The organism is Pseudoalteromonas spongiae UST010723-006 (genome assembly GCF_000238255.3).
GTDB lineage: Bacteria > Pseudomonadota > Gammaproteobacteria > Enterobacterales > Alteromonadaceae > Pseudoalteromonas > Pseudoalteromonas spongiae.
Window position 1 is genome coordinate 1,611,329 of sequence record NZ_CP011039.1, and the last position, 20,939, is coordinate 1,632,267.

The 20,939-nt window shown below is 40.5% G+C and carries 12 protein-coding genes; 1 reads left to right on the forward strand and 11 read right to left on the reverse strand.

Going from position 1 to position 20,939, the window contains the following annotated elements; all coding sequences use genetic code 11:
* Positions 1 to 48 precede the first annotated feature (48 nt).
* Complete coding sequence (locus PSPO_RS07590; protein ID WP_010560031.1) at positions 49 to 2,292, reverse strand: DNA internalization-related competence protein ComEC/Rec2; 2,244 nt, start codon at positions 2,290 to 2,292, stop codon at positions 49 to 51.
* Here PSPO_RS07590 and PSPO_RS07595 point away from each other — a divergent pair.
* The gene (locus PSPO_RS07595; RefSeq protein ID WP_010560030.1) at positions 2,272 to 2,784 is read left to right on the forward strand and encodes a DUF2062 domain-containing protein; all 513 of its coding nucleotides are present in this window, start codon (positions 2,272 to 2,274) and stop codon (positions 2,782 to 2,784) included. The two genes, PSPO_RS07590 and PSPO_RS07595, sit on opposite strands and share 21 nt — an antisense overlap.
* 53 nt (positions 2,785 to 2,837) lie before the next feature.
* Here the strand turns inward: PSPO_RS07595 and PSPO_RS07600 are convergent, their stop codons facing one another.
* The 10 genes from PSPO_RS07600 to PSPO_RS07645 all read right to left on the reverse strand — a co-directional run bounded on the left by PSPO_RS07600 (position 2,838) and on the right by PSPO_RS07645 (position 20,852).
* The gene (locus PSPO_RS07600) at positions 2,838 to 5,921 is read right to left on the reverse strand and encodes an error-prone DNA polymerase (RefSeq protein WP_010560029.1); all 3,084 of its coding nucleotides are present in this window, start codon (positions 5,919 to 5,921) and stop codon (positions 2,838 to 2,840) included.
* Entirely contained in the window at positions 5,921 to 7,315 is a 1,395-nt protein-coding gene (locus tag PSPO_RS07605; RefSeq protein WP_010560028.1) for a Y-family DNA polymerase, read from the reverse strand. The genes PSPO_RS07600 and PSPO_RS07605 overlap by 1 nt, the downstream gene beginning before the upstream one ends.
* Positions 7,315 to 8,001: a translesion DNA synthesis-associated protein ImuA gene (gene imuA / locus PSPO_RS07610; protein WP_010560027.1), complete on the reverse strand. Its 687-nt coding sequence runs from the start codon at positions 7,999 to 8,001 to the stop codon at positions 7,315 to 7,317. The genes PSPO_RS07605 and imuA overlap by 1 nt, the downstream gene beginning before the upstream one ends.
* A 195-nt stretch (positions 8,002 to 8,196) precedes the next feature.
* Entirely contained in the window at positions 8,197 to 9,948 is a 1,752-nt protein-coding gene (locus PSPO_RS07615) for a DUF3466 family protein (RefSeq protein WP_010560026.1), read from the reverse strand.
* A gap of 11 nt (positions 9,949 to 9,959) precedes the next feature.
* Positions 9,960 to 11,870 (reverse strand): ATP-binding cassette ATPase Uup, encoded by a 1,911-nt coding sequence (gene uup / locus PSPO_RS07620; RefSeq protein ID WP_010560025.1) that lies wholly within the window; start codon positions 11,868 to 11,870, stop codon positions 9,960 to 9,962.
* A gap of 2 nt (positions 11,871 to 11,872) precedes the next feature.
* Positions 11,873 to 12,097, reverse strand: a complete 225-nt coding sequence (locus PSPO_RS07625) for a glutaredoxin family protein (RefSeq protein ID WP_010560024.1) — start codon at positions 12,095 to 12,097, stop codon at positions 11,873 to 11,875.
* A complete protein-coding gene (gene rlmKL, locus PSPO_RS07630; RefSeq protein ID WP_010560023.1) occupies positions 12,090 to 14,222 on the reverse strand; it encodes a bifunctional 23S rRNA (guanine(2069)-N(7))-methyltransferase RlmK/23S rRNA (guanine(2445)-N(2))-methyltransferase RlmL in 2,133 nt (710 codons plus the stop codon). Before rlmKL ends, PSPO_RS07625 begins: the two co-directional genes overlap by 8 nt.
* A gap of 66 nt (positions 14,223 to 14,288) precedes the next feature.
* Positions 14,289 to 14,822 carry a cell division protein ZapC domain-containing protein gene (locus tag PSPO_RS07635; RefSeq protein WP_040641629.1) on the reverse strand — a complete coding sequence of 178 codons (534 nt, stop codon included), beginning with the start codon at positions 14,820 to 14,822 and terminating at the stop codon, positions 14,289 to 14,291.
* A 114-nt stretch (positions 14,823 to 14,936) separates the two neighbouring features.
* On the reverse strand, positions 14,937 to 15,947 hold the full coding sequence (pyrD, locus tag PSPO_RS07640) for a quinone-dependent dihydroorotate dehydrogenase (protein ID WP_010560021.1): 1,011 nt from the start codon (positions 15,945 to 15,947) through the stop codon (positions 14,937 to 14,939).
* Positions 15,948 to 16,013: 66 nt separating this feature from the next.
* Positions 16,014 to 20,852: an NAD-glutamate dehydrogenase gene (locus tag PSPO_RS07645; RefSeq protein ID WP_010560020.1), complete on the reverse strand. Its 4,839-nt coding sequence runs from the start codon at positions 20,850 to 20,852 to the stop codon at positions 16,014 to 16,016.
* Positions 20,853 to 20,939 lie beyond the last annotated feature (87 nt).

The following is a 20,939-nucleotide window of genomic DNA, read 5'->3' on the forward strand; positions in this document are numbered from 1 at the left end:
GCGCCTATTGTATAGCGCTATGATGCAAAACCCAAGAATTTCGCAGTGTTAATCAACGAGAAACCAGTAATTTTGCTGTTTTGCATAACTGAGAGTATATCCGCTTGATGTAACCACTATTTTGACTGCGCCGCGCGAGGTTGCCAGCTGCTTGGTGCCATATTCAGCATAACGCGTAACAACCGCTAAACTTGGTAATCGCCAACGATTATATGCATTCACCGAATGAACTACCCAACGTGGTTGCGTTTTATTAATAAAGCCTTCGGTTGATGAACTATTACTGCCATGGTGGGGCGAAATAAGCACATCGATATTCTGAATGCTCGGCTCTGATAACAACATATTCTCCCGCTCAGCTTCAATATCACCTGTTAATAACAGTTTAAATGTGCCACTTGTGATAAGTAGAACACAGGAACTGTTATTATCACTGTGTGCTGTATGAGGTGCTGCAAACGACTTAAACCTTACATTTTCTAACCAATTTGCATTTATATTACAGGCTTTTTCAAACCCACTTATCGTCGAAAAATAACCAGCATGTCGTAAATCGGTTAACCCACCACTGTGATCATTATCATCATGACTTATCACTGTTTTGATTAAGTTCAAACGGTTTATCGCTAAGGTGGGTAACACCAGATGATTAAAATAGCTGAAGTCTTGATATCGCGCGCCTAAATCATAGAGCACCGCTTCACCTTTTTTACTTATGATCACCGATAAGCCATGGCCCACATCCAATATACGTATTGTCAGGTTCGGCTCTTTATTAAGAGCATTGGCGTAATAAAATACTAGAATAGGTAATGTCAGCAACGCGCTGCGATAATAATAAAGCAGCAATAAAACAGCGGCGATTGTTAGCATTATTAACTGCCAACTAATTTGAGGCACATAATGCCATGTTATATGTTCACCAATACGCTCGATATACTTGATAAGTAATGTCAATAGCGCATCCAGCCAACGATACGGCGTTGAAAAAGAAAACGCATAATCAACTAACACCACGCAAAGCATTAATGGCATTACAAAGAACGAAAACAGCGGAATTGCTATAAGATTTACAAAAACACTCAATACACTGGTGCCGTTAAAAAACAACACAGTCAACGGCGCTATCGTAATGCTAATTACCAATTGAATAAATGCGAGTTGATACAGAGGACGGGTGATGCGCCGCTTATTTGCCAAATCAAGGGCAACCAGAATGCTGGCAACTGCAATAAATGAAAAATAAAACCCCGCACTTAACAACACAAATGGGTTAACTAATATAACCAGCAATAACGCGCACAATAATGCCCGCTTACTGGTATAACTGCGATTTACTAATAAGCATAAACATACTAATGCAATCATAATAAATGCACGTATTGCTGAGGTGGCATAATCAGCAGCGTGAAGATAAGTTGCGCACGCCGCTATGGCAATAAAATAAGGTGCAATTCTGAGTATGTTGTGAAATGCAAACTTGCTCACAAGTAATAGCGTTAGTTTCCCTAACCAAAATGAAAAGCCAAATACAATTGCCATATGCAGGCCAGAAACTGCAAATAAATGTGCAATTCCTAAATTTCGAACCGCGCTTTTAATATTTGCAGGCATTGCACTTGTATCACCAAATAATACGCCTCGATATAGCCAACTATAACGAGATAAACTTCCCAGATTAGTAATGTGCGACGGCGCAGCGCGTGTTAACACAGCAAAATCATCAGTTTTCGAAACGCTGCCTTTGTACTTTAATCCCACATAAAAATTATGTAAGCGCCTGTCAAACAATCCCTCATTTAACCTGGGTTTAATTGGTTTGAACTTGGCACGTATTGATATGGTGTCGCCTACTTTGGGGCTATACTGAGTATTGATTGCACGAGATATATAAACTTGTACTCGCATTAACGCATAAGGCTTTAAATTCGTATGGGCAATTTTTGTTGTTTTAACAATTAGACGGTCATTAAATTGATAGTTATCTATTTGTTCTATAACCCCGTGCAGTACTTGTTTTTGTTGTAACTCGTCGTAGCTTAGGTTGCTACTATAAACACAGTGATAATATAAAATGGGGTAACTAGCACCGACTAGTAGCGTGATTATCGAGTAAAATTTGGCGGTGTTTTTTGTTGTAATAGCGACGATGACTAGTACAACCAGTATAATTGTCGAAAAAAAGACTAGCGTATTGAAGAAAAATAGTGACAATATGCAGCCAACAACAAAGCACACTATGCTTTGCCAAAAAGGAAGATGTAAACCGCCATGCCAAAAAAGACGATCCAAAAGCTGTTACCTGATCATAATAAGATTAAGCAAAACAAAACGCTTAGTATTTTTGGCGATATGTTACACGATGCAAATTTATGGCATTTAAATCGACGCTCAGCGCGTGGTGCATTTGCAGTTGGGTTATTTTGGGCATTTATTCCAGTTCCTTTTCAAATGCTGCTAAGCGCAGCAATCGCGATTCCATTTCGCGTAAATCTCCCGCTATCTGTAGCATTGGTTTGGATCACCAACCCTTTAACTATGGCACCGATTTTTTATTTTAACTACCTTGTTGGCTATTTGGTGTTAGGGCAACAAAAACAAGATTTTACCTTCCAAGCAAGCTGGCAGTGGTTTGTTGACAGCTTATCAAGCATTGGTCCTGCGTTTATGGTAGGCAGTTTAGTGTGTGCAGCAGCAGCCTCTGCTATTGGTTATTTTGGTATTGATTATTTATGGCGTTATTCAGTACTAAAACAATGGAAAGCACGTAAACACAGAGGCTAACGCCATTTAACTTAGTATAAGAAAAGCATTAACTGCATATTCTCATTTAAGCACTAATGAAACTCCCGAGATTTCGCGGCTAATTTATCTAACTTATCAGTTAGGTCGATAAGTTTGCCTGCAATAATATGAATAACATCGCCTTCTCGTTCTAATACTCCTTTAACTTGTAAAATTTTCGCGCCAAGAAATGCTTTTTTCTGTGCGTGTGATGTGCCCTGCCACACGACCACATTGATATTTCCTGTCGCATCTTCAAGCGTGATAAACGTCACGCCAGCAGCAGTGCCCGGCGCTTGTTTTCCTGTCACAACGCCAATCACTGTCACTAATGATTTATGTGTTTTTCCTGTTAACTCATTTGCCTTACAAAACGATGGTAATACTCCCTCAGCTTCTAATAAGTCAATTGGGTGTAAACCAAGGGAAAACCCGGTTGATTGATAATCTTCAACGACATTATCTAATTCACTGGGTGCTTGATGAAACTGCACTGCTGGCCTTTGCTCTGTTGCCTGATTAGTGTTAAAGCCGTTAAAGAGTGGTAAATCACTTTCACTGTTCATGATCTGCCAACGTGTTGCAAAGCGGTTTCCTGCAAGCACAGATAACGCGTTGGCACTAGCAAGTTGCGCTAATAATCGAGCTTTAATGCCCTGTTTTTTAAGCTGCTCAACACTTTCGTAGCCTGTTTTAGGTCGCTGGTTGATAAGCTGTTCAATATCAGATGCAGTAACACCTTTAATAATACAAAAACCGATTTGTAATACACCTTCTTTAGTAATTGTATGTTGATAATGTGAGTGATTAACACATACCGGAGCAATTTCAATATTGTGTCGTTTTGCATCCTGCAGTAACTGCGACACACTATAAAAACCAAGAGGCATGCTATTTAGTAAGGACGTATAAAATTCGACAGGATAATAATGTTTAAGCCAAGCCGATACATATGCAAGCACGGCAAATGACGCCGAATGCGATTCAGGAAAACCATACTCCCCAAAGCCACATATTTGTTGGTAAAGACGTTCTGCAAACTGCATTTGGTAACCTCGAGACAACATGCCATTTATCAGTTTTTGCTTAAACTTTTGTAATTCCCCTGACTTTTTCCAACTGGCCATCGCACGTCTCAACTGATCGGCTTCACCACCAGTAAAGCCCGCGGCGACCATGGCTATTTTGATAACTTGCTCTTGAAAAATAGGCACGCCTAACGTACGTGCCAATACTTCTTTAACCTCATTTGAGGGATATGAAATGGCCTCAATGCCATTACGTCGTTTCAAAAACGGATGCACCATATCACCTTGAATAGGTCCAGGCCGCACTATGGCTATCTGGATTACTAAGTCGTAATAACTTGCCGGTTTTAGCCTCGGCAACATGCTCATTTGCGCTCGCGATTCGATTTGAAATACCCCAACCGTATCGGCTTTTTGGATCATCTGATAAACAGCTGCATCATCGCTTACCCGGGTAATATCAGCGATAGACAGCTGCCTTTGATGACGCATTTTAATTTCTTGAAAACATTTACGTATCGCATTGAGCATGCCCAAGGCTAAAATATCGACTTTTAATAAACCAAGGGTTTCTAAATCATCTTTATCCCATTGGATCACCGTGCGTTCTTTCATCGCGGCATTTTCAACAGCAACCAGTTCATATAACGGGCCTGATGAAATAACAAAGCCCCCAACATGTTGCGATAAATGCCTTGGAAATCCTAAAATTTGCTCCGTGAGCGATACAAAATGCTGGGCTTTATTTGATTGTGGATCTAACCCCAGCTGCTGTAACTGCGTTTGCCAGTGCGTTGTTTTATCTCGACGATTGATATTTTTAATAAAGTATTCAAGCTTGCTGCTTTCAATATCCAGTGCTTTACCAACCTCTCGAATGGCACTTTTAAAACGAAAACTCACCACAGTTGCGGCTAATGCGGTGCGTTCTCTACCATATTTTTGATAAATATATTGGATCACTTCCTCACGCCTTTGATGTTCAAAATCGACATCAATATCAGGCGGTTCATTTCGCTCTTTGCTAATAAAACGCTCAAACAATACGGCTATTTGTCGCGGATCAACTGCGGTAATTTCAAGGCAATAACATACTACTGAGTTAGCAGCAGATCCTCGGCCTTGGTACAAAATGCCATTATTTTTAGCAAACATAACAATGTCATGAATAGTTAAAAAATAAAATGGATAATCCAACTCTTCAATTAATGCGAGTTCTTTATCAATGGTCGCCTGTATATCCGCACTGATCCCTTCTGGAAAACGATGCGCAATGCCCTGTTTCACTAATTGCCTTAAATAAGCTGTTGCACTAACGCCTTTTGGCACTAATTCACTTGGGTACTCATACCTCAATTCATCAAGGTTGAAATGGCACCTGTTTGCAATAACCGTCGTTTGCGCTAGAGCATCAGGTGAGAATAAACGTGACAACTTTTGTTTTTCACGTAATGCATATTCTTCATTGGAAAGTAGTTGCTGCCCTAATTGAGCGACGGTTTTACGTGCTTTAATGGCACTTAATACGTGCTGTAACGGCAACCTATTGGCTTGATGCATCAGCACATGACCACATGCCACAGGCGTTATATCATATTGCGCCATCAAGCGTTGGCAGTGCTCCATATACTCTGACTCGTGCGCTAATAAAAAGCGTGTTAGTCCCAGCCATAAACGATCTTCATGGTGTTTTTTAAGCCAATTAGCCCAATGATGATCGATATTTTCGCCCTTTGGTAACCAAATAAAAAGACAGTGTTTGATTGACATTAAATCCCACCGAGTCAGCAGGTAATTACCTTTTTCACTGCGTCGCCGTGCATTGGTGATTATTCGACATAACTCTGCATAAGCTTTTCTTGTTGGACATAACAAAACAACTGTTAAACTATCTTCAAGCGTAAATAAGCTACCAACAATTAACTTAAGTGCCCGTTTGTGGTTTTTAATCTCTCGGTGTGCACGTACAACTCCAGCAACAGAGCATTCATCTGTAATCGCAATATGGGAGTAACCAAGGTTATCGGCAGTGGCAACCAGTTCTTCGGGATGTGATGCCCCATGTAAAAAAGAAAAATTTGATTGGCAAACTAATTCTGCATAATTCATTAGCTAAAAAACCCATGAATAAACCATTGTTTTTTTGGCGTACGAAAAACCCACAGCCACCGTCCACTCTCATCTCGTGCAATAAAATAATCACGAGCAACATTATTATTATCCCACCAACCCGTCACGATGCGTTCAGGGCCGTGCGATATTGTGATCGGCTGAGTGAGTTCTACAGGTGAGCGCAACATAAAGCTTGGCCGGATTAACTTCATTTGTGGCGCATTTGATAACGTGTTGAATGTATTCTCTTGACTGGCTATTTCTGGCCTTAGATCATTATAAACAGTTAAGGTTTTAACCTGCTCCTGCCCAAGTTTTGCCTGTAATATTGCAGTTAACATTGCAGTATCTAAGCCTGATTTATGCTGTGAAAACAAATCGCCTTCTTCACCTAAATTAGATACAAGGTAATCACTTTTTATAGTTAATGCGATAACTGGTGCTGGTAACTCGGTATTTTCTAAACGTAATAAAAAAAGCGTTAACCAGTGCTCAGCGCGATATTCAGCATGCGCTGACGATAGTTCAAATACCAAATTGGCTACTTCTCTAAAATGCAAAATAAGGGTCACTTGCTTTGCTAACTTACAAGTAGAGAGTAAAAAAGCTTGTTGTTGCTTTAATACAAGCAAAAGTGGTTTTTCAAGATGCTTAGTAAGCGATACTTCATAATGTAAGGTTAGTTGTTTTTCAAAATGCGTATCAGGTATGTAAAAAGTCACTCGATGCGGATATTGGCCTGTTAATTTACCTACATACATTACTAATTCACGTGAGTAGCGCTTAGCTAATTCATCAAGCGATACACTCAACAACTGCTTAAAGTGCGTAATCCCTACGCGGGTTAGCAAAGCAATTTCTTTTGTAGTGATATCAGCAAATTGTAATGACAATAACGCAAGCTGATTACGCGCATTTTGCTGGTTTGTAAAAATCACATTAGTACCCGCTTGTGCTAATGCTTTTGCCAACAACGGTGAAGATCCGCTTGCGAAATAATACTTAATCCCCAATGTTTTTAACTGTGTTTCAAGCACATGCCAATACTGATCACTGTTGTTATATAAGGACTGCATACCATCACACGCTATCAGTAAACCTTTTGGCGGCATAATACAAATATCTGCAGTGTAGTTATAAAGTACACTGGCTATGCGCTTAAGCTCTGCTACTTCCACTTCTTCTTGATAAGGGTAAACCGCAAGATCAGAAACTAATAAACTAGCTTGCCCTAACCCTTGCCCTTGCGTTAATCCTTTTTTTTTAGCCGCCGTTGAAAGTTGTACTAAATTACCTTGGTGATTGGCCAAGGCAATTACCTCGGTGCTCGACATTGCAAATTGCGTATCGAGTTGTAACTGTGGAAAGTAAAGATAAAGCCAATTTAACATTAACCAGCCTTATCAACCGGAAATGCAATAACATTGCTGATAGGCGAAGATGCAATGGTGCAATAAGGCCATGTCGTTTGCATATCAACAATAAAATAATCACTTGGCCAACCGCCTTTTCGACGGTTTATCTTTACTTTCAGTCCTTGTGGATGTGCTTGTAATGTTAAGCTTAAAGTAGCAGGCAAACTCGCTTGACTGGTTTTATAGCTATTTAAGTAAAACAAACGGTTTTTACCCGATTTACTTGCTTGCTGAAAGCGCTGGATATGGGAAATCGTTAAATCTTGCTGCGGCCAGTAAATAACATCGCTGCAACTGCCACTTTGTAAACATTGTTCTACTGCCCAAAGCGCATCTTTATGTTGCTCAGGATACAGTACTAACACTTGACTAATATCAACACCTAAATGATGCAAAGCAGCACTGTTAACTAACGCAGGCGGTGAAATAAACACAATAAAACGGCTTTGCCGCATTTTAAAACTGGGTGCAATCAATCGAAGTTCACCAATGCCGGGACTACTCAATAGTTCTATCACGCCATTAGTGGGCATGCCGCCAGCGAGCTTGTCATCTAAAACCGCAAAGCCCGTTTGATGCTTTTCTATCTGCTGCGTTTGAATACGATTGGATGCATACCAAAGCAGGTTGCGATGATGTAATTGCTTGATCAGTGAATTCATGAATACACCAAAGGATTATACTGTATTTATATACAGTATAATCCTTTGGTGTTGAGGATCAATGGATCCGCAATAAAAAAGGCCAACTGTTTCTGCAGTTGGCCTTCAATCATAATTTTATCAATATGTTATGAATATGAGTTTATAGCTTATCTTTTAATAAACCCATCAAAACATTAGGGTATAAAACACTTACTATTTAAAAAAGCGTCGTCTAATTGCTACAAGTGGCAATAATACTAGGCCTAATGCACCAAACGATGCACCTTGGCGTTCATATGTTTCTTGCGCTTTCTCAGGACACTTCTCAGCTACACCCTCAGCGTTATATTTCAGCTTCACTGAAACAACCACACTTTCTTGCTCTACTTTACCGTTAGCATCAACCACAACATTACCTTGAGCATCACGCTTATCTACGGTTTTTGTAGCTGTGCCATATACAGTACCATCATTTGAAATGCTGATTGCTTCCGCAACCACATATGGGAATGATGATTCACCATCGTTTGCAAAACACGGTAATAAGTCATTTAGATTAGTGAACGTGTCTTTATTAATATCGTAAATAAACGCTTCTTGACGACGGCTTGCTGATGAACTTGTTTCAACTTCGCCTTGACCAATAATCAGGCCATTATCATTTATGTCTGTCGCAACCACAGAGCTGCTTTTAAAAAAGTCTGTTGGGAAAGTTGTCTCGCCGGTTGCAACATTATGATAAAAGAACTTATTGCGCGCAGTGTTCTCAATATTTTTAGAGGCATAACCTGTAATAATATTACTGTTATTGATAGCTACTGCTCGACCACCAGAAAGGTAGTCGTATTCGTTAATAAACTCTACAACATTTCCATCTTTGTAATACACCGGATATTGTCTAATGCTGTCACCATCACGGTATCTTACAACAGAATAACCTACCGCAATTTCGTTTTCATTAACCGCTAATGCAGTACTACGCCACGCTCTCTTTTGCTCATCTTCATCAGGTACAATACCTAACCCAAGATCAACAGTTTCAATCACATTTAATGCATTATCTAAACGCCACATTGTTGCATGGCGGTTATAAAGAGGACGGCTTCCAGACGTGACATAACTTTCATGGCATACTTCAACAGGTACTTTTTCGCCATCACAACTTTCATCTAGAGACTCTTGTGAATCAGAAGCAATACTTACTGACGTTTCACCCACAACTAAATAACCATCACTTACCTGAACGATGTTATACGCACCAGAAATACCACCATAAGTTGCTTCTGTTGGCATTAAATCAACTCGTTCACCGGTATTGGCCATTACAAAACCACGACGTGTAAAATCACGAATATAATGTGTTTCCGATTCAGTTTCGCCGTCTTCAGTAAATTGAATCTTAGTATAAGGTGCAGAGCCCCAGCCAGCTTTAACACCATCTTCTGCAATTGATGTTAAAATGTTCTCAACTGAGCGTGTTAAACCACCATCATAATCAGGGTGTTCAACATCATAAATAACGCGTTCTTGCGTTGAATCATTATACTCAACGGCAATATTGAATTCGCTAACTCTGCCACCTGATATTTTTTGGTATAAGCTGCTTGCGTAATATTCACGTAAGAAATCTTGTAGGAATTGTTGCGCATCGCCATTAATATTGCCATTTTCGATATCGTCTAATGTGAAGGTGATTTCTTCATCACGATTTTCAAAAACACGTTCACGATTTCTGTAAGCTGTCGTCATAGCAGAGCTTTCAAAATCTAATTCCGCAATATCAATAACAATATTGAATACGCCTTGCGCCATACCAACGGCTTGACCCGCTTCGTTTGCATCGGTTACATACGCGTGTTTAGCGTAATCTAGATTGCCAAGCTCTTCTAAAACATATGGAGTAGCGCCTTGAACCTGTGGCGTGATTGCAGCAAAAACTGCCGCTGCAAGTAATTTATATTTCATTTTTATTCCTACTACTGATCCTGTAACTGTTCCAATTCTTCCCAGCGCATAAAAGCGGTTTCAAGCTTCGACTCTGCTTGCTGTAATTGGTTCAAGGTTTTCTGAGTTTGCTCGCTATCTTGCTTGAAAAAATCGGGGGAGTTAACAACTTCTTGAAGTTCTTCAACTTCTTGTTCAAGCGATTCTAATAAAGCGGGTAGATCTTCGAGTTCTCGTTTTAATTTGTATGATAACTTGCCTGCTTTTTTAGCTAAAGGCTTATCTGCGACTTTTTTGTCCTTTTCTGTGTCTTTTTGTTTTTGTTCAATTACTGTTTTTTCAGCAAGTGACTGCGCATAATTTTGGAAATCTTGGTATCCACCAACCACTTCCACTACTTTGCCATCACCTAAAAAGCCCCATACTGTACTACAGGTATTGTCGATAAATTCACGGTCGTGACTTACAACCAACACAGTACCTTGATAATTAGCGAGAATTTCTTCAAGTAATTCAAGTGTTTCAACATCTAGATCATTGGTCGGCTCATCGAGTACCAATACATTGCTTGGTTTAACAAATAATTTTGCCAGTAATAAGCGGTTTTTCTCTCCACCAGATAACGACTTAACAGGTGAACGCGCTCGTGCTGGTGGGAATAAAAAGTCTTGTAAATAACCAAGCACATGACGACTGCGGCCACCGATGTTCACCTCTTGTTTACCGTCAGCAACATTATCTTGCACGCTGGCTTCTTCGTCGAGTACCGAGCGATACTGATCAAAATAAGCAACTTCTAAATTAACACCTTGCTTTACTTTGCCTGATTCCAGCGCTAATTCGCCAAATAGAATTTTCAGTAACGTTGTCTTACCAACACCATTTGGCCCAACTAGCCCAATACGATCACCACGCATAACTAAGGTAGAGAAGTCTTTCACTATTGGCTTATTTGTAAAGCCTTGGCTAATGCCTTTAGCTTCAAATACTAACTTGCCAGAACGCTGAGCACTTTCTATGTTGAAATCGGCCTTACCTTGTTTTTCAACACGGGCTTTTCGTTCTACACGCAGTTGTTTAAGTGCACGAACACGACCTTCATTACGCGTACGGCGCGCTTTAATGCCCTGACGGATCCATGCTTCTTCTTCCGCGAGTTTTTTATCAAACAAGGCATTTTGGCTTTCTTCAACTTTTAATGCGTGCTCTTTTTGCTCTAGATATTTTTCATAATTACCCGGGTAAGAGACCAGCTTACCTCGGTCTAAATCAAGAATACGTGTTGCCATTGAACGAATAAATGCACGGTCGTGAGAAATAAATACGATCGCACCATTAAATTCTTTTAAGAATTTTTCCAGCCACTCAATGCTGGCAACATCCAAGTGGTTAGTTGGTTCATCCAGTAATAACAGATCTGGCTCACCTACCAATGCTTTCGCAAGCGCTACTTTTCTAAGCCAACCGCCCGACAGCGCGGTTAAATCACTGTTTGGATCGAGTTCTAACTGACTTAGCACTTGGTTTATTTGCGTTTCGAAACGCCAACCGTCGTTTGCCTCTAACTGAGACGATAAGCGCTCGAACTGTTTAAGTCTTTTGTCACTGTTATCTTGACTTAGCTTCGCGCTCACTTCGTGATATTCAATCAACAGTGTCGCAATGTGCGGTAAGCCATTGGCAACATAATCAAATACGGTGCCATTCGCACCTTTTGGTGGGTCTTGCTCAAGGCGTGCTACTTTTAATCCACTCAGACGGTTAATTTCACCATCATCCAGCTGAATTTGACTATCAAGCACTTTAAGCAAGCTTGATTTACCAGCGCCGTTACGACCTACAATACATACCCGCTCGCCATTTTCAATCAGCATTTCTGCATTATCAAGCAATGGGTGTGTGCCGAACGCTAACTGCGCTCCTGTAATTCTAATTAAATCCATGATTATTTATTTTTTAAAATGTCTTCAAGATCAAATGGCCAAAATAGTTTTGTGCCAGTGCTAAACTCAGCTACCGGAATCGTCGTCTGGTACTCAGCCATTAACGTTTCATCGTCAACAATGTCGACTAAATCTAGCTCTGTAGCTAAGCCGGCTTGCACAAATAATGCATGCGCTTGCTCACATAAGTGACAACCCTCTGTGTGATACAGCGTTATCTTAGGCATTGCGGATAAGCCACGCGTTGTGAATTTGCTTGTTGCGTTTAAAATCAGGCGAAAGTGTTTTATCGCTGATATTTTCTGCTATCAAGCCAAGGTCAAGTAAGCCTTCTTCGTTCATCGTAAAACCGCGCTTGTTATTTGAAAACAACAAGGTACCGTTTGGTGCCAAAATACGTTTTACCCAAGTAAACAACTTAATGTGATCACGCTGAACATCAAACTCTTTTTTCATGCGCTTTGAGTTTGAAAATGTCGGCGGGTCTAAAAAGATAAAATCAAACTGACCTGTTGCTTGCTCTAACCATGCAAGGCAATCCGCTTGTTCAAAATGATAACGCGGGCTGTTAAGGTTATTTAACGCAAAGTTTTCACGGCCCCATTTTAAGTAGGTATTACTCATATCAACACTGGTCACCGATTTTGCACCACCTACCGCTGCGTGCGTTGATGCGCTACAGGTATACGCAAACAAATTAAGTACACGTAAATCTTTGCAATTTTGCTGCATATAACGACGTGCTAAACGGTGATCTAAAAATAGTCCGGTATCTAAATAGTCGTGTAGATTAACTTTAAACTTCACACCGTATTCTTCTACCGTCATATTATTTTTTGACTTGTCGGTACGCTGTGCTTTTTGATACTGAGATGTGCCCTTTTGCTGCTTACGCTGTTTTACAACAATATTGCTTGGTGCAATATCAAGGGTTTGCGCAGATAAATAAATAATATCTTGTAAGCGCTTTTCTGCCGTTGCTTCATCAATGGTTTTTGGTGGCGCATATTCATAAATCACCAAGTACTCGTTATAAACATCAACGGCAACATTGTACTCTGGAATATCCGCATCGTATAAACGATAACAACTAACGCCTTCTTTTTTAAGCCATGATTTAAGACCTTGACGGTTTTTCTTAAGACGATTAGCAAACGCCATCGAGCCATCGTAGTTAAGTTTAGTTTGGCTTGATTGCTCAGTATTTTTCTCGTCTAAATCATAAAGATTAAGCACACAATCTAACGGGCCATTTTTCAGTTTGTACTGCTTTTTCTTGGCAAGTTTTAAGAGGGCTAATAAACTAGCATCGGTTGCAAATAGCGCCAAATGCCAAAATTTAAAATGCTTTTTAAACGCATCACCTAAGTGACGATACAAATTAACTAACTCTGCTTTTTCACCTAAACGCTCACCATACGGTAAGTTAGATAGCACCACCCCAGGGAGTTTTGCTACTGCAGTGAGTTTATTGGCATCTGCTTTTTTTAACTGAATAAACTTTGCAAAAGGTAAACTTTCAATATTATTTAGCGCTTTTTGTAATACGCGTTCATCAATATCATTACCAATTAAATACAGCTTTTGATCGGTTTGTTGGTCTTTAAGTTCTTGTTTTAGTTCTTTGAATTTTGCCGCGCGAAACCCCGGAAGTGATTCGAACGCAAAATGTTTGCGATATAAACCCGGTGCAATATTCCACGCCATCATCGCCGCTTCAATTAATAACGTTGCTGAACCACAACACGGGTCAAACAACGGGCGCGAGGTATCATTTAGCCAACCTGAACGACTTACTAACGCCGCCGCTAAGTGTTCTTTTATCGGCGCATCGCCTTGATGAGGACGATAACCACGTTTCGAAAGGCCTGGGCCTGAAAAGTCGATATATAAAGCACATTTTTCTTTATTTAAACGACCAACAATACGTACATTAGGTGACGTTTTAGAGATGCTAGGACGTTGTTGATGACTTGCAAAGAAAGAATCGACAATTGCATCTTTTACTACCAATGTTGAAAACTGAGTATTTTTCAGTTCACGGTTAGTCCCGCTAAAATCAATTGCAAACGTTTGCGTTGGCCCAAAGTACTCTTGCCAATCAAACCCTTTGGCAAGCGCGTATAAATCATCTTTGGTATTAACGGTATCCGATTCGGTCAGCAACATCATAACCCGTGTCGCATAGCGACTCGCTAAACACAGTGTTTGTGCTTGTTTATTGGATGCGTTAAAACGAATAGAACCAATACTCTGTTTAGTAATTTCAGCGCCAGTGGCTTGAATTTCAGTAGCGAGTAAATTTTCAACACCAATCGACGTTAGTGCAATAAAAGAAAGCGAATTGCTCAAAGCAAAAAACCCAGTTAAAAAATCTGGCTGAAGTATAACAGTTTTAAATTCGAGTAGCGATAAAGCCTAGGCGCGTTTTAGCTGTGATTGGTTGATTAAGATAGGATTTACACGATCGTTAAGCACTTTAATGGTTTCAAAACGACTTAATGCAAAATTATCGTCTAGTTGCATTTGATGCTCTAAACACATGCACACACTGGCATCATTACCGCATTCAATAATCAAAAACTGACCGCTTTGCTTCTGTGAATTAAGGGTAATAATCGCTTCGGTACTTGGGGTGTGGCCTTGATAAGGTTTGAAAAACCAACTTTTAGCAAGAACTGGCTTAAGGTGTAATTTGGCTGCTGTCGCATGTAATGCAATAACGGCTATTTCGCCTTCGCTCCAAATGCTAAAAGCTGAGAGATAATGACAGATCTGCTCATACAGGGCAGCATCTTCGAGGCTAAAGCAACTACCCTCGATTGCTGCTTGCGTAAGTTGACGCGTTTTATATGGCATAACAAGCTCTTCGCGTGTTGATTCGACATACAACACTAAACGGTTTCGCTCTTTACACGTTAGCCAACGCCAATCTTTCCCTGCTTGCAACATAATATCAAAAAATCCCCAAAACATGACATCTTGAGGATTATAGAGCTATGGTACTAAAAATAAACTATTTTTTAGAATATTTTCAATAGGATCATAATGTTAAATAACCGATCCTTATAAGGCGCTTATGATCTTTTTGATCATAGGTGGTCCTTGGTAAATAAAACCAGTGTACACTTGCACTAAATCAGCGCCAGCGGCGAATTTTTCTTTCGCAGATTCGGCCGAATCAATACCACCGACACCGATAATTGGCAACTCACCGTTAGTTAAGCGTTTAATTTCTTTAACTATTTCCGTAGATTTCTGACGAACTGGATGACCCGATAAGCCCCCTGCTTCATTCGCATGTTGCATGCCTTCTACTGCGCTGCGATCAAGCGTCGTGTTAGTTGCAATCACGCCGTCAATTTTATTATTGATCAATGATTCAGATACTTGCTGAACTTGAATTTGATCAAGATCCGGTGCAATTTTAACTAACATAGGTACTTGTTTACCGTGTTTTGCTGCTAAATCAAGCTGCTCATTCTTAAGTGAACCAAGTAAATCATCTAGCGCCTCACCATATTGTAAGTCACGTAGTCCTGGGGTATTAGGTGATGAAATATTCACCGTAATATAAGATGCACTGGTAAATACTTTACGCATACAGTGAATGTAGTCGTCTTTACCTTGCTCATTAGGCGTGTCTTTGTTCTTACCAATGTTAATGCCTAATATGCCTTTGTACTGCGCATTTTTTACGTTCTCTAGTAAGTAATCTACACCTTTATTATTAAAGCCCATACGGTTAATCACCGCATTAGCCTGAGGTAAACGGAAAATACGCGGTTTGTCGTTACCTGCCTGTGGGCGCGGTGTCACCGTACCTACTTCAATAAAGCCAAAGCCCATTTGTGAAAAGGCATCGATGCATTCGGCATTTTTATCAAGACCCGCAGCAAGACCAACTGGATTTGGCAATTCTAAACCTAAAAACGTGGTTGGTTTACTTGCAACCGATTGAGACCAGCACATCGATAACGGTGTATTGGCAAATCGCTTTAGGTTTGATAAAGCAAAGTCATGCGACCATTCAGCATCTTTACTAAACATAAAACGACGCGCTAAATCATAAAACATAATTGTGTTGACCTCTTAATAAAAAAATACCCCGGAAAATTCCGGGGTATTGTATCTAAATTTTTGTTATTGCGCAGTATCGCAATTGTGGCTTAGTAGCATTAATTCGCGTAATGCCACCGAGAATTTTGCAAAGTCGTGCGTTTGCGACGTTTTAAACTCAGCCAACATATGCTGCCAACGCTCAAGCAGTACTTGGTGCTCGTTCATCCAGCTTTCAATGATGGTATCAACATCACAACCCGCTGTTTCACAGTTATTAAGCACAACTTGTGAAAGAGAACGCTGCTGCCAATCAAGCTCTTCACGGTACGATGCACGTGCAAGTGCTTGCCAGTGGTTGGCAACCGGTTGCTTAGTAATTTGATCTAAGAACCAGTGTAGACCCATGCCCGCACCAAGCTTGAAGTAAGTTTCAGAAACTTGTGAAATTGGTTTACTTGATGCATCTGCTACTTGCGCTAAGTCCATCACTGAGAACAAGCTTGAAAGTTGTGCAATGCGCTTAGCCAGTGCACTTGGTACACCTTCTTTAGCCAATAAGTTAATTTCTGTATTCAGTTTTTCAGCTTCTTCGTCAACCATATACGACGTGATGTTTTCACTTAAGTCATTAAACGCAGGTGCAAAGAACTCGATTGTTTGTTCAATGTTGAGTGCTTTGTTGCGGTGACGTAAGAACCAACGTGTCGCGCGACGTACAGTACGGCGTAATTGATACAACATTTCTGTTTGTACAATTGACGGGATCTGGTTATCAAGTGCAGAGATATCTTGCCATGCATTACCCAATTCAAATACCGCTTTAGCCATTGAGTAACAAAGTACAATTTCGCTTACTGGTGCACCTGTCTCTTCGCTCATACGAACGATAAAGTTCAGACCCATATCATTAACGATTTGGTTTGCTAGTTTAGTTGCAATGATTTCACCACGCAGTGGGTGGTTATCCATCGCATTGTTGAAACGTTCGCGCAGCGGTGCTGGGAATGCATCAACTAACAAGCTTCTGTAATAAGGATTATCAGTGATTTCTTCGATTACAAGCTGCTCTTTAAGCACCATTTTAGCGTATGACACAAGTACAGAAAGTTCTGGACGCGTTAAGCCCTTACCTGCTGCTTGACGTTCTGCTAACTCTTCGTCAGAAGGTAAGAATTCAATATCACGGTTAAGTTTGCCATCTTTTTCAAGCGCGTGAATAAAGCGAATTTGCTCTTTAAGCGTTTGTGGGCCTTTTAACTGTGTTACAGAAATTGTGTGCGTTTGACGGTAACAGTCTTTTAATACCATCTCTGATACTTCATCCGTCATTGAATAAAGTAATTCGTCACGCTGTTTCTTAGTTAAATCACCTTCAGAAACCAGACCATTTAGTAAAATCTTAATGTTTACTTCGTTATCTGAACACGCAACACCACCCACGTTATCGATGAAGTCTGTGTTCATACGACCACCATTAGCAGTGAATTCGATACGACCTAATTGCGTTGCACCTAAGTTACCACCTTCACCGAAGATCTTCGCGTTAAGCTCTTCACCATTAACACGTAGCGCATCGTTTGCTCGGTCGCCCACATCAGCATGCGTTTCAGATTTCGCTTTGATGTAAGTACCAATACCACCGTTCCAAATTAGGTCTACCTGCATCATTAAGATTGCACGTAACAACTCATTTGGTGTCATTGTAACTTTCTTAGTACCTAGCATTTTCTTAATTTCAGGCGTCAGTGTAATTGACTTCGCACTACGTGAGAAAATACCACCGCCTTGAGAAATTAAGTCTTTGTTATAGTCTTCCCACGATGAACGTGGTAGTTCAAACATACGCTTGCGCTCTAGGTATGAAGACGCTGCATCTGGATTCGGGTCGATGAAGATATGCATGTGGTTAAATGCAGCTTGCAGACGAATATGCTTAGATAACAGCATACCGTTACCGAATACGTCACCTGCCATGTCACCAATGGCAACACAGGTAAAGTCAGTCGTCTGACAATCAATGCCAATTTCGCGGAAGTGACGTTTAACTGATTCCCACGCACCTTTAGCAGTAATACCCATGGCTTTGTGGTCATAACCAATTGAACCACCTGATGCGAATGCATCACCTAACCAGAAACCGTATTCTTCAGAAATGCCATTTGCAATATCTGAGAAAGTCGCGGTGCCTTTATCGGCTGCAACTACTAGGTATGGGTCGTCTTCGTCATGACGTACAACATCCACTGGCGGTACAATTTCACCGTGGTGAATGTTATCTGTGATATCTAATAAACCACGGATAAATAGTTTGTAACACTCTTGACCTTCTTTAAAGAAGGCTTCTCGATCAGTTGGCAGCTGTTTACAAACAAAACCACCTTTTGAACCTACAGGTACAATTACGGTGTTTTTAACTTGCTGCGCTTTAACAAGACCTAGTACTTCTGTACGGAAATCTTCACGGCGGTCTGACCAACGTAAACCACCACGAGCAACCTTGCCACCACGTAAGTGAACACCTTCAACACGCGGCGAGTAAACAAAAATCTCAAACGCAGGCAGTGGTAATGGCATTTCAGGAATTAGGCTTGGTTGAACCTTAAATGAAATGTAAGACTTGTTGATGCCGTCTTTATCTTTTTGATAGAAGTTAGTACGCAGTGTTGCACCAATCATATCAACGTAAAGTCGAATAATTCGGTCATCATCTAAGTTCGCAACATTATCAAGTTCAGCAATAATATCGTTAACGATTTTCTCATAGCCTTTTTCAGTAAACTTAGACTTAGGTGAGAACTTCTTATCGAATAATTTTACAAGTAACTGTGCAATATGTGGGTAGTTTTCAAATGTGCTTTCGATATAGCTTTGTGAGAACGTCACACCAATTTGACGCATGTATTTTGCGTAGGCACGAATGATCGACGCTTCGCGTCCTTTTAAGCTTGCCGCAAGAACAAGTTTGTTGAAACCATCATCTTCAAGCTTGTTGTTCCATACATTAAGCAATGCAAGTTGGAAACGCTCCGACACCTTCGAGAAATCGTCAAGGTCATCGTTGCTCATTAGCATGCTGAAATCCATAATCCAGTTTACTTGACCATCTTCGGTCTTCACTGAATACGGTGTTTCACCAATAACACGAAGACCAAAATTCTCAATAATTGGCATTACATCTGATAAGTGAATTGGTTCGTTTTTGTGATATAGACTTAAACGTACCTGATTTGTATTGGCACTTTCTTGTGGACGGTAAAACAGCATTGCAAGCTTGTTTTCGTCTGACAAGCTTTCTAGCTTTTCAATATCAACAACAGCAGCACTTGGCAGTACTTGTTCACGGTAAGCACTAGCAAAGGCTTTAGAATACTTACGAGCAAGTTCATTGCCGCGCGACTCGCCTGCACGCTCAAGTAATGCACTGTGAAGTTTATCTTCCCATGTACGGGCCGCTTCAATTAGGTTTCTTTCGATTTGTTTCACTGTATATTCAACATTTTGGTCGCAACCACGTACCGTATAATGCGTACGTGCTAGCATTGATTCTGAGAAGAAGGTGGTAAACTCAACTTTTTCGTTTGAGCCGAACGCATTCGCAAGAATGTTTTGCGTTTCACGACGCAATGCCGTGTTATAGCGCTCTCTTGGTACATAGACCATGCACGAGAAGAAACGACCATAAGTATCTTGGCGTACAAATACACGTGACATATCACGTTCTTGCATATGGTGAACGCCAAGAGCAACTTCTAATAATTCTTTTTCGCGTGCTTGTAATAACTCATCACGTGGGTACGTTTCTAAAATATTAAGTACCGCTTTGTATGCATGCGTGCCCGGCGCAAAGTCTGTCATATCAAGTACGCGCTTGATCTTACTTTTTAGTACCGGTACGTCTGCTGCACTGTTGTTATAGAAGCTTGAAGAGAACAAACCAATAAAGCGATCTTCACCAATTACATTGCCTTCGTCATCGAAACGTTTAATGCCGATGTAATCAATATAAGCTGGACGATGAACGCGTGAAAGTGAGTTTGTTTTGGTAAGGATAAGCAAGTTATCACTGTGTGCTTCTTTACGTGCAACTTCTGGTAAATCAGAAAGGCGACGAGATTTAGTCTCATCTGATAACTTCATCATGCCTAAGCTTGTATCAGCCACACCCGTTAACTGATAGTCACCTTTAATCGGTGATAAGTCGTATTGGCGATAACCCATAAGTGTGAAGTTATCTTTTGCTAACCAATCTAAGAACTCAACTGTTTCTTTAACTTCAGTTTTATTTTTAATGCCTTTACGTTTTGGCAGCACTTTGCTGATAGACACAAGTTTATCTTTAATCGCTAACCAGTCTTCAACGGCTACCGACACATCTGCCAACACTGACTCTAACTCTTTTTTAATAGATGCAATAACCGACTTATCAGACTGACGGTCGATTTCAATAAAGAACACGGTTTTGTTTGAGTCAGACTCTTGCTCTGTCTTCATACCAGACAATGCAGAGATTAAACCATCTTTGTCGCGCTTAATTTTTAACGGAGAGTGAAGTAATAAGTGTGAAACAATATTTTCACGCGCCAAAGCCATGCGAACAGAGTCCACTAAAAACGGCATGTCTTTTGCGATTATTTCTACGATTGTGTGAGAGGATTGCCAACCATTATTAGCGAGTTCTGGATTAAATACACGGATAAGCGCTGTATCATCAGTGTGTTTTTCCAAGCTATTCCATAAGCTAAGCGCTGCGCCATATAAGTCACTGTCATTACGGCTTGCTAAGTCTTCAGTCGACATATTACTGTAGAGTGTTTTAGCAAACTTTTCGACAAGCGACACATTTGTGGCTTTTACCTTACTACGGATCAAAGACGATACGTTTTCGAGTAAAACTGAGGTTTGGCCTTCTTGTTGAGTCATTATGTGTTCCTTATCTATACCTACCTGTGAACGGTAACTATTTGCAGTCTAACAAACTGCAATGGAGTCAGGTGAATTCTAACTCTT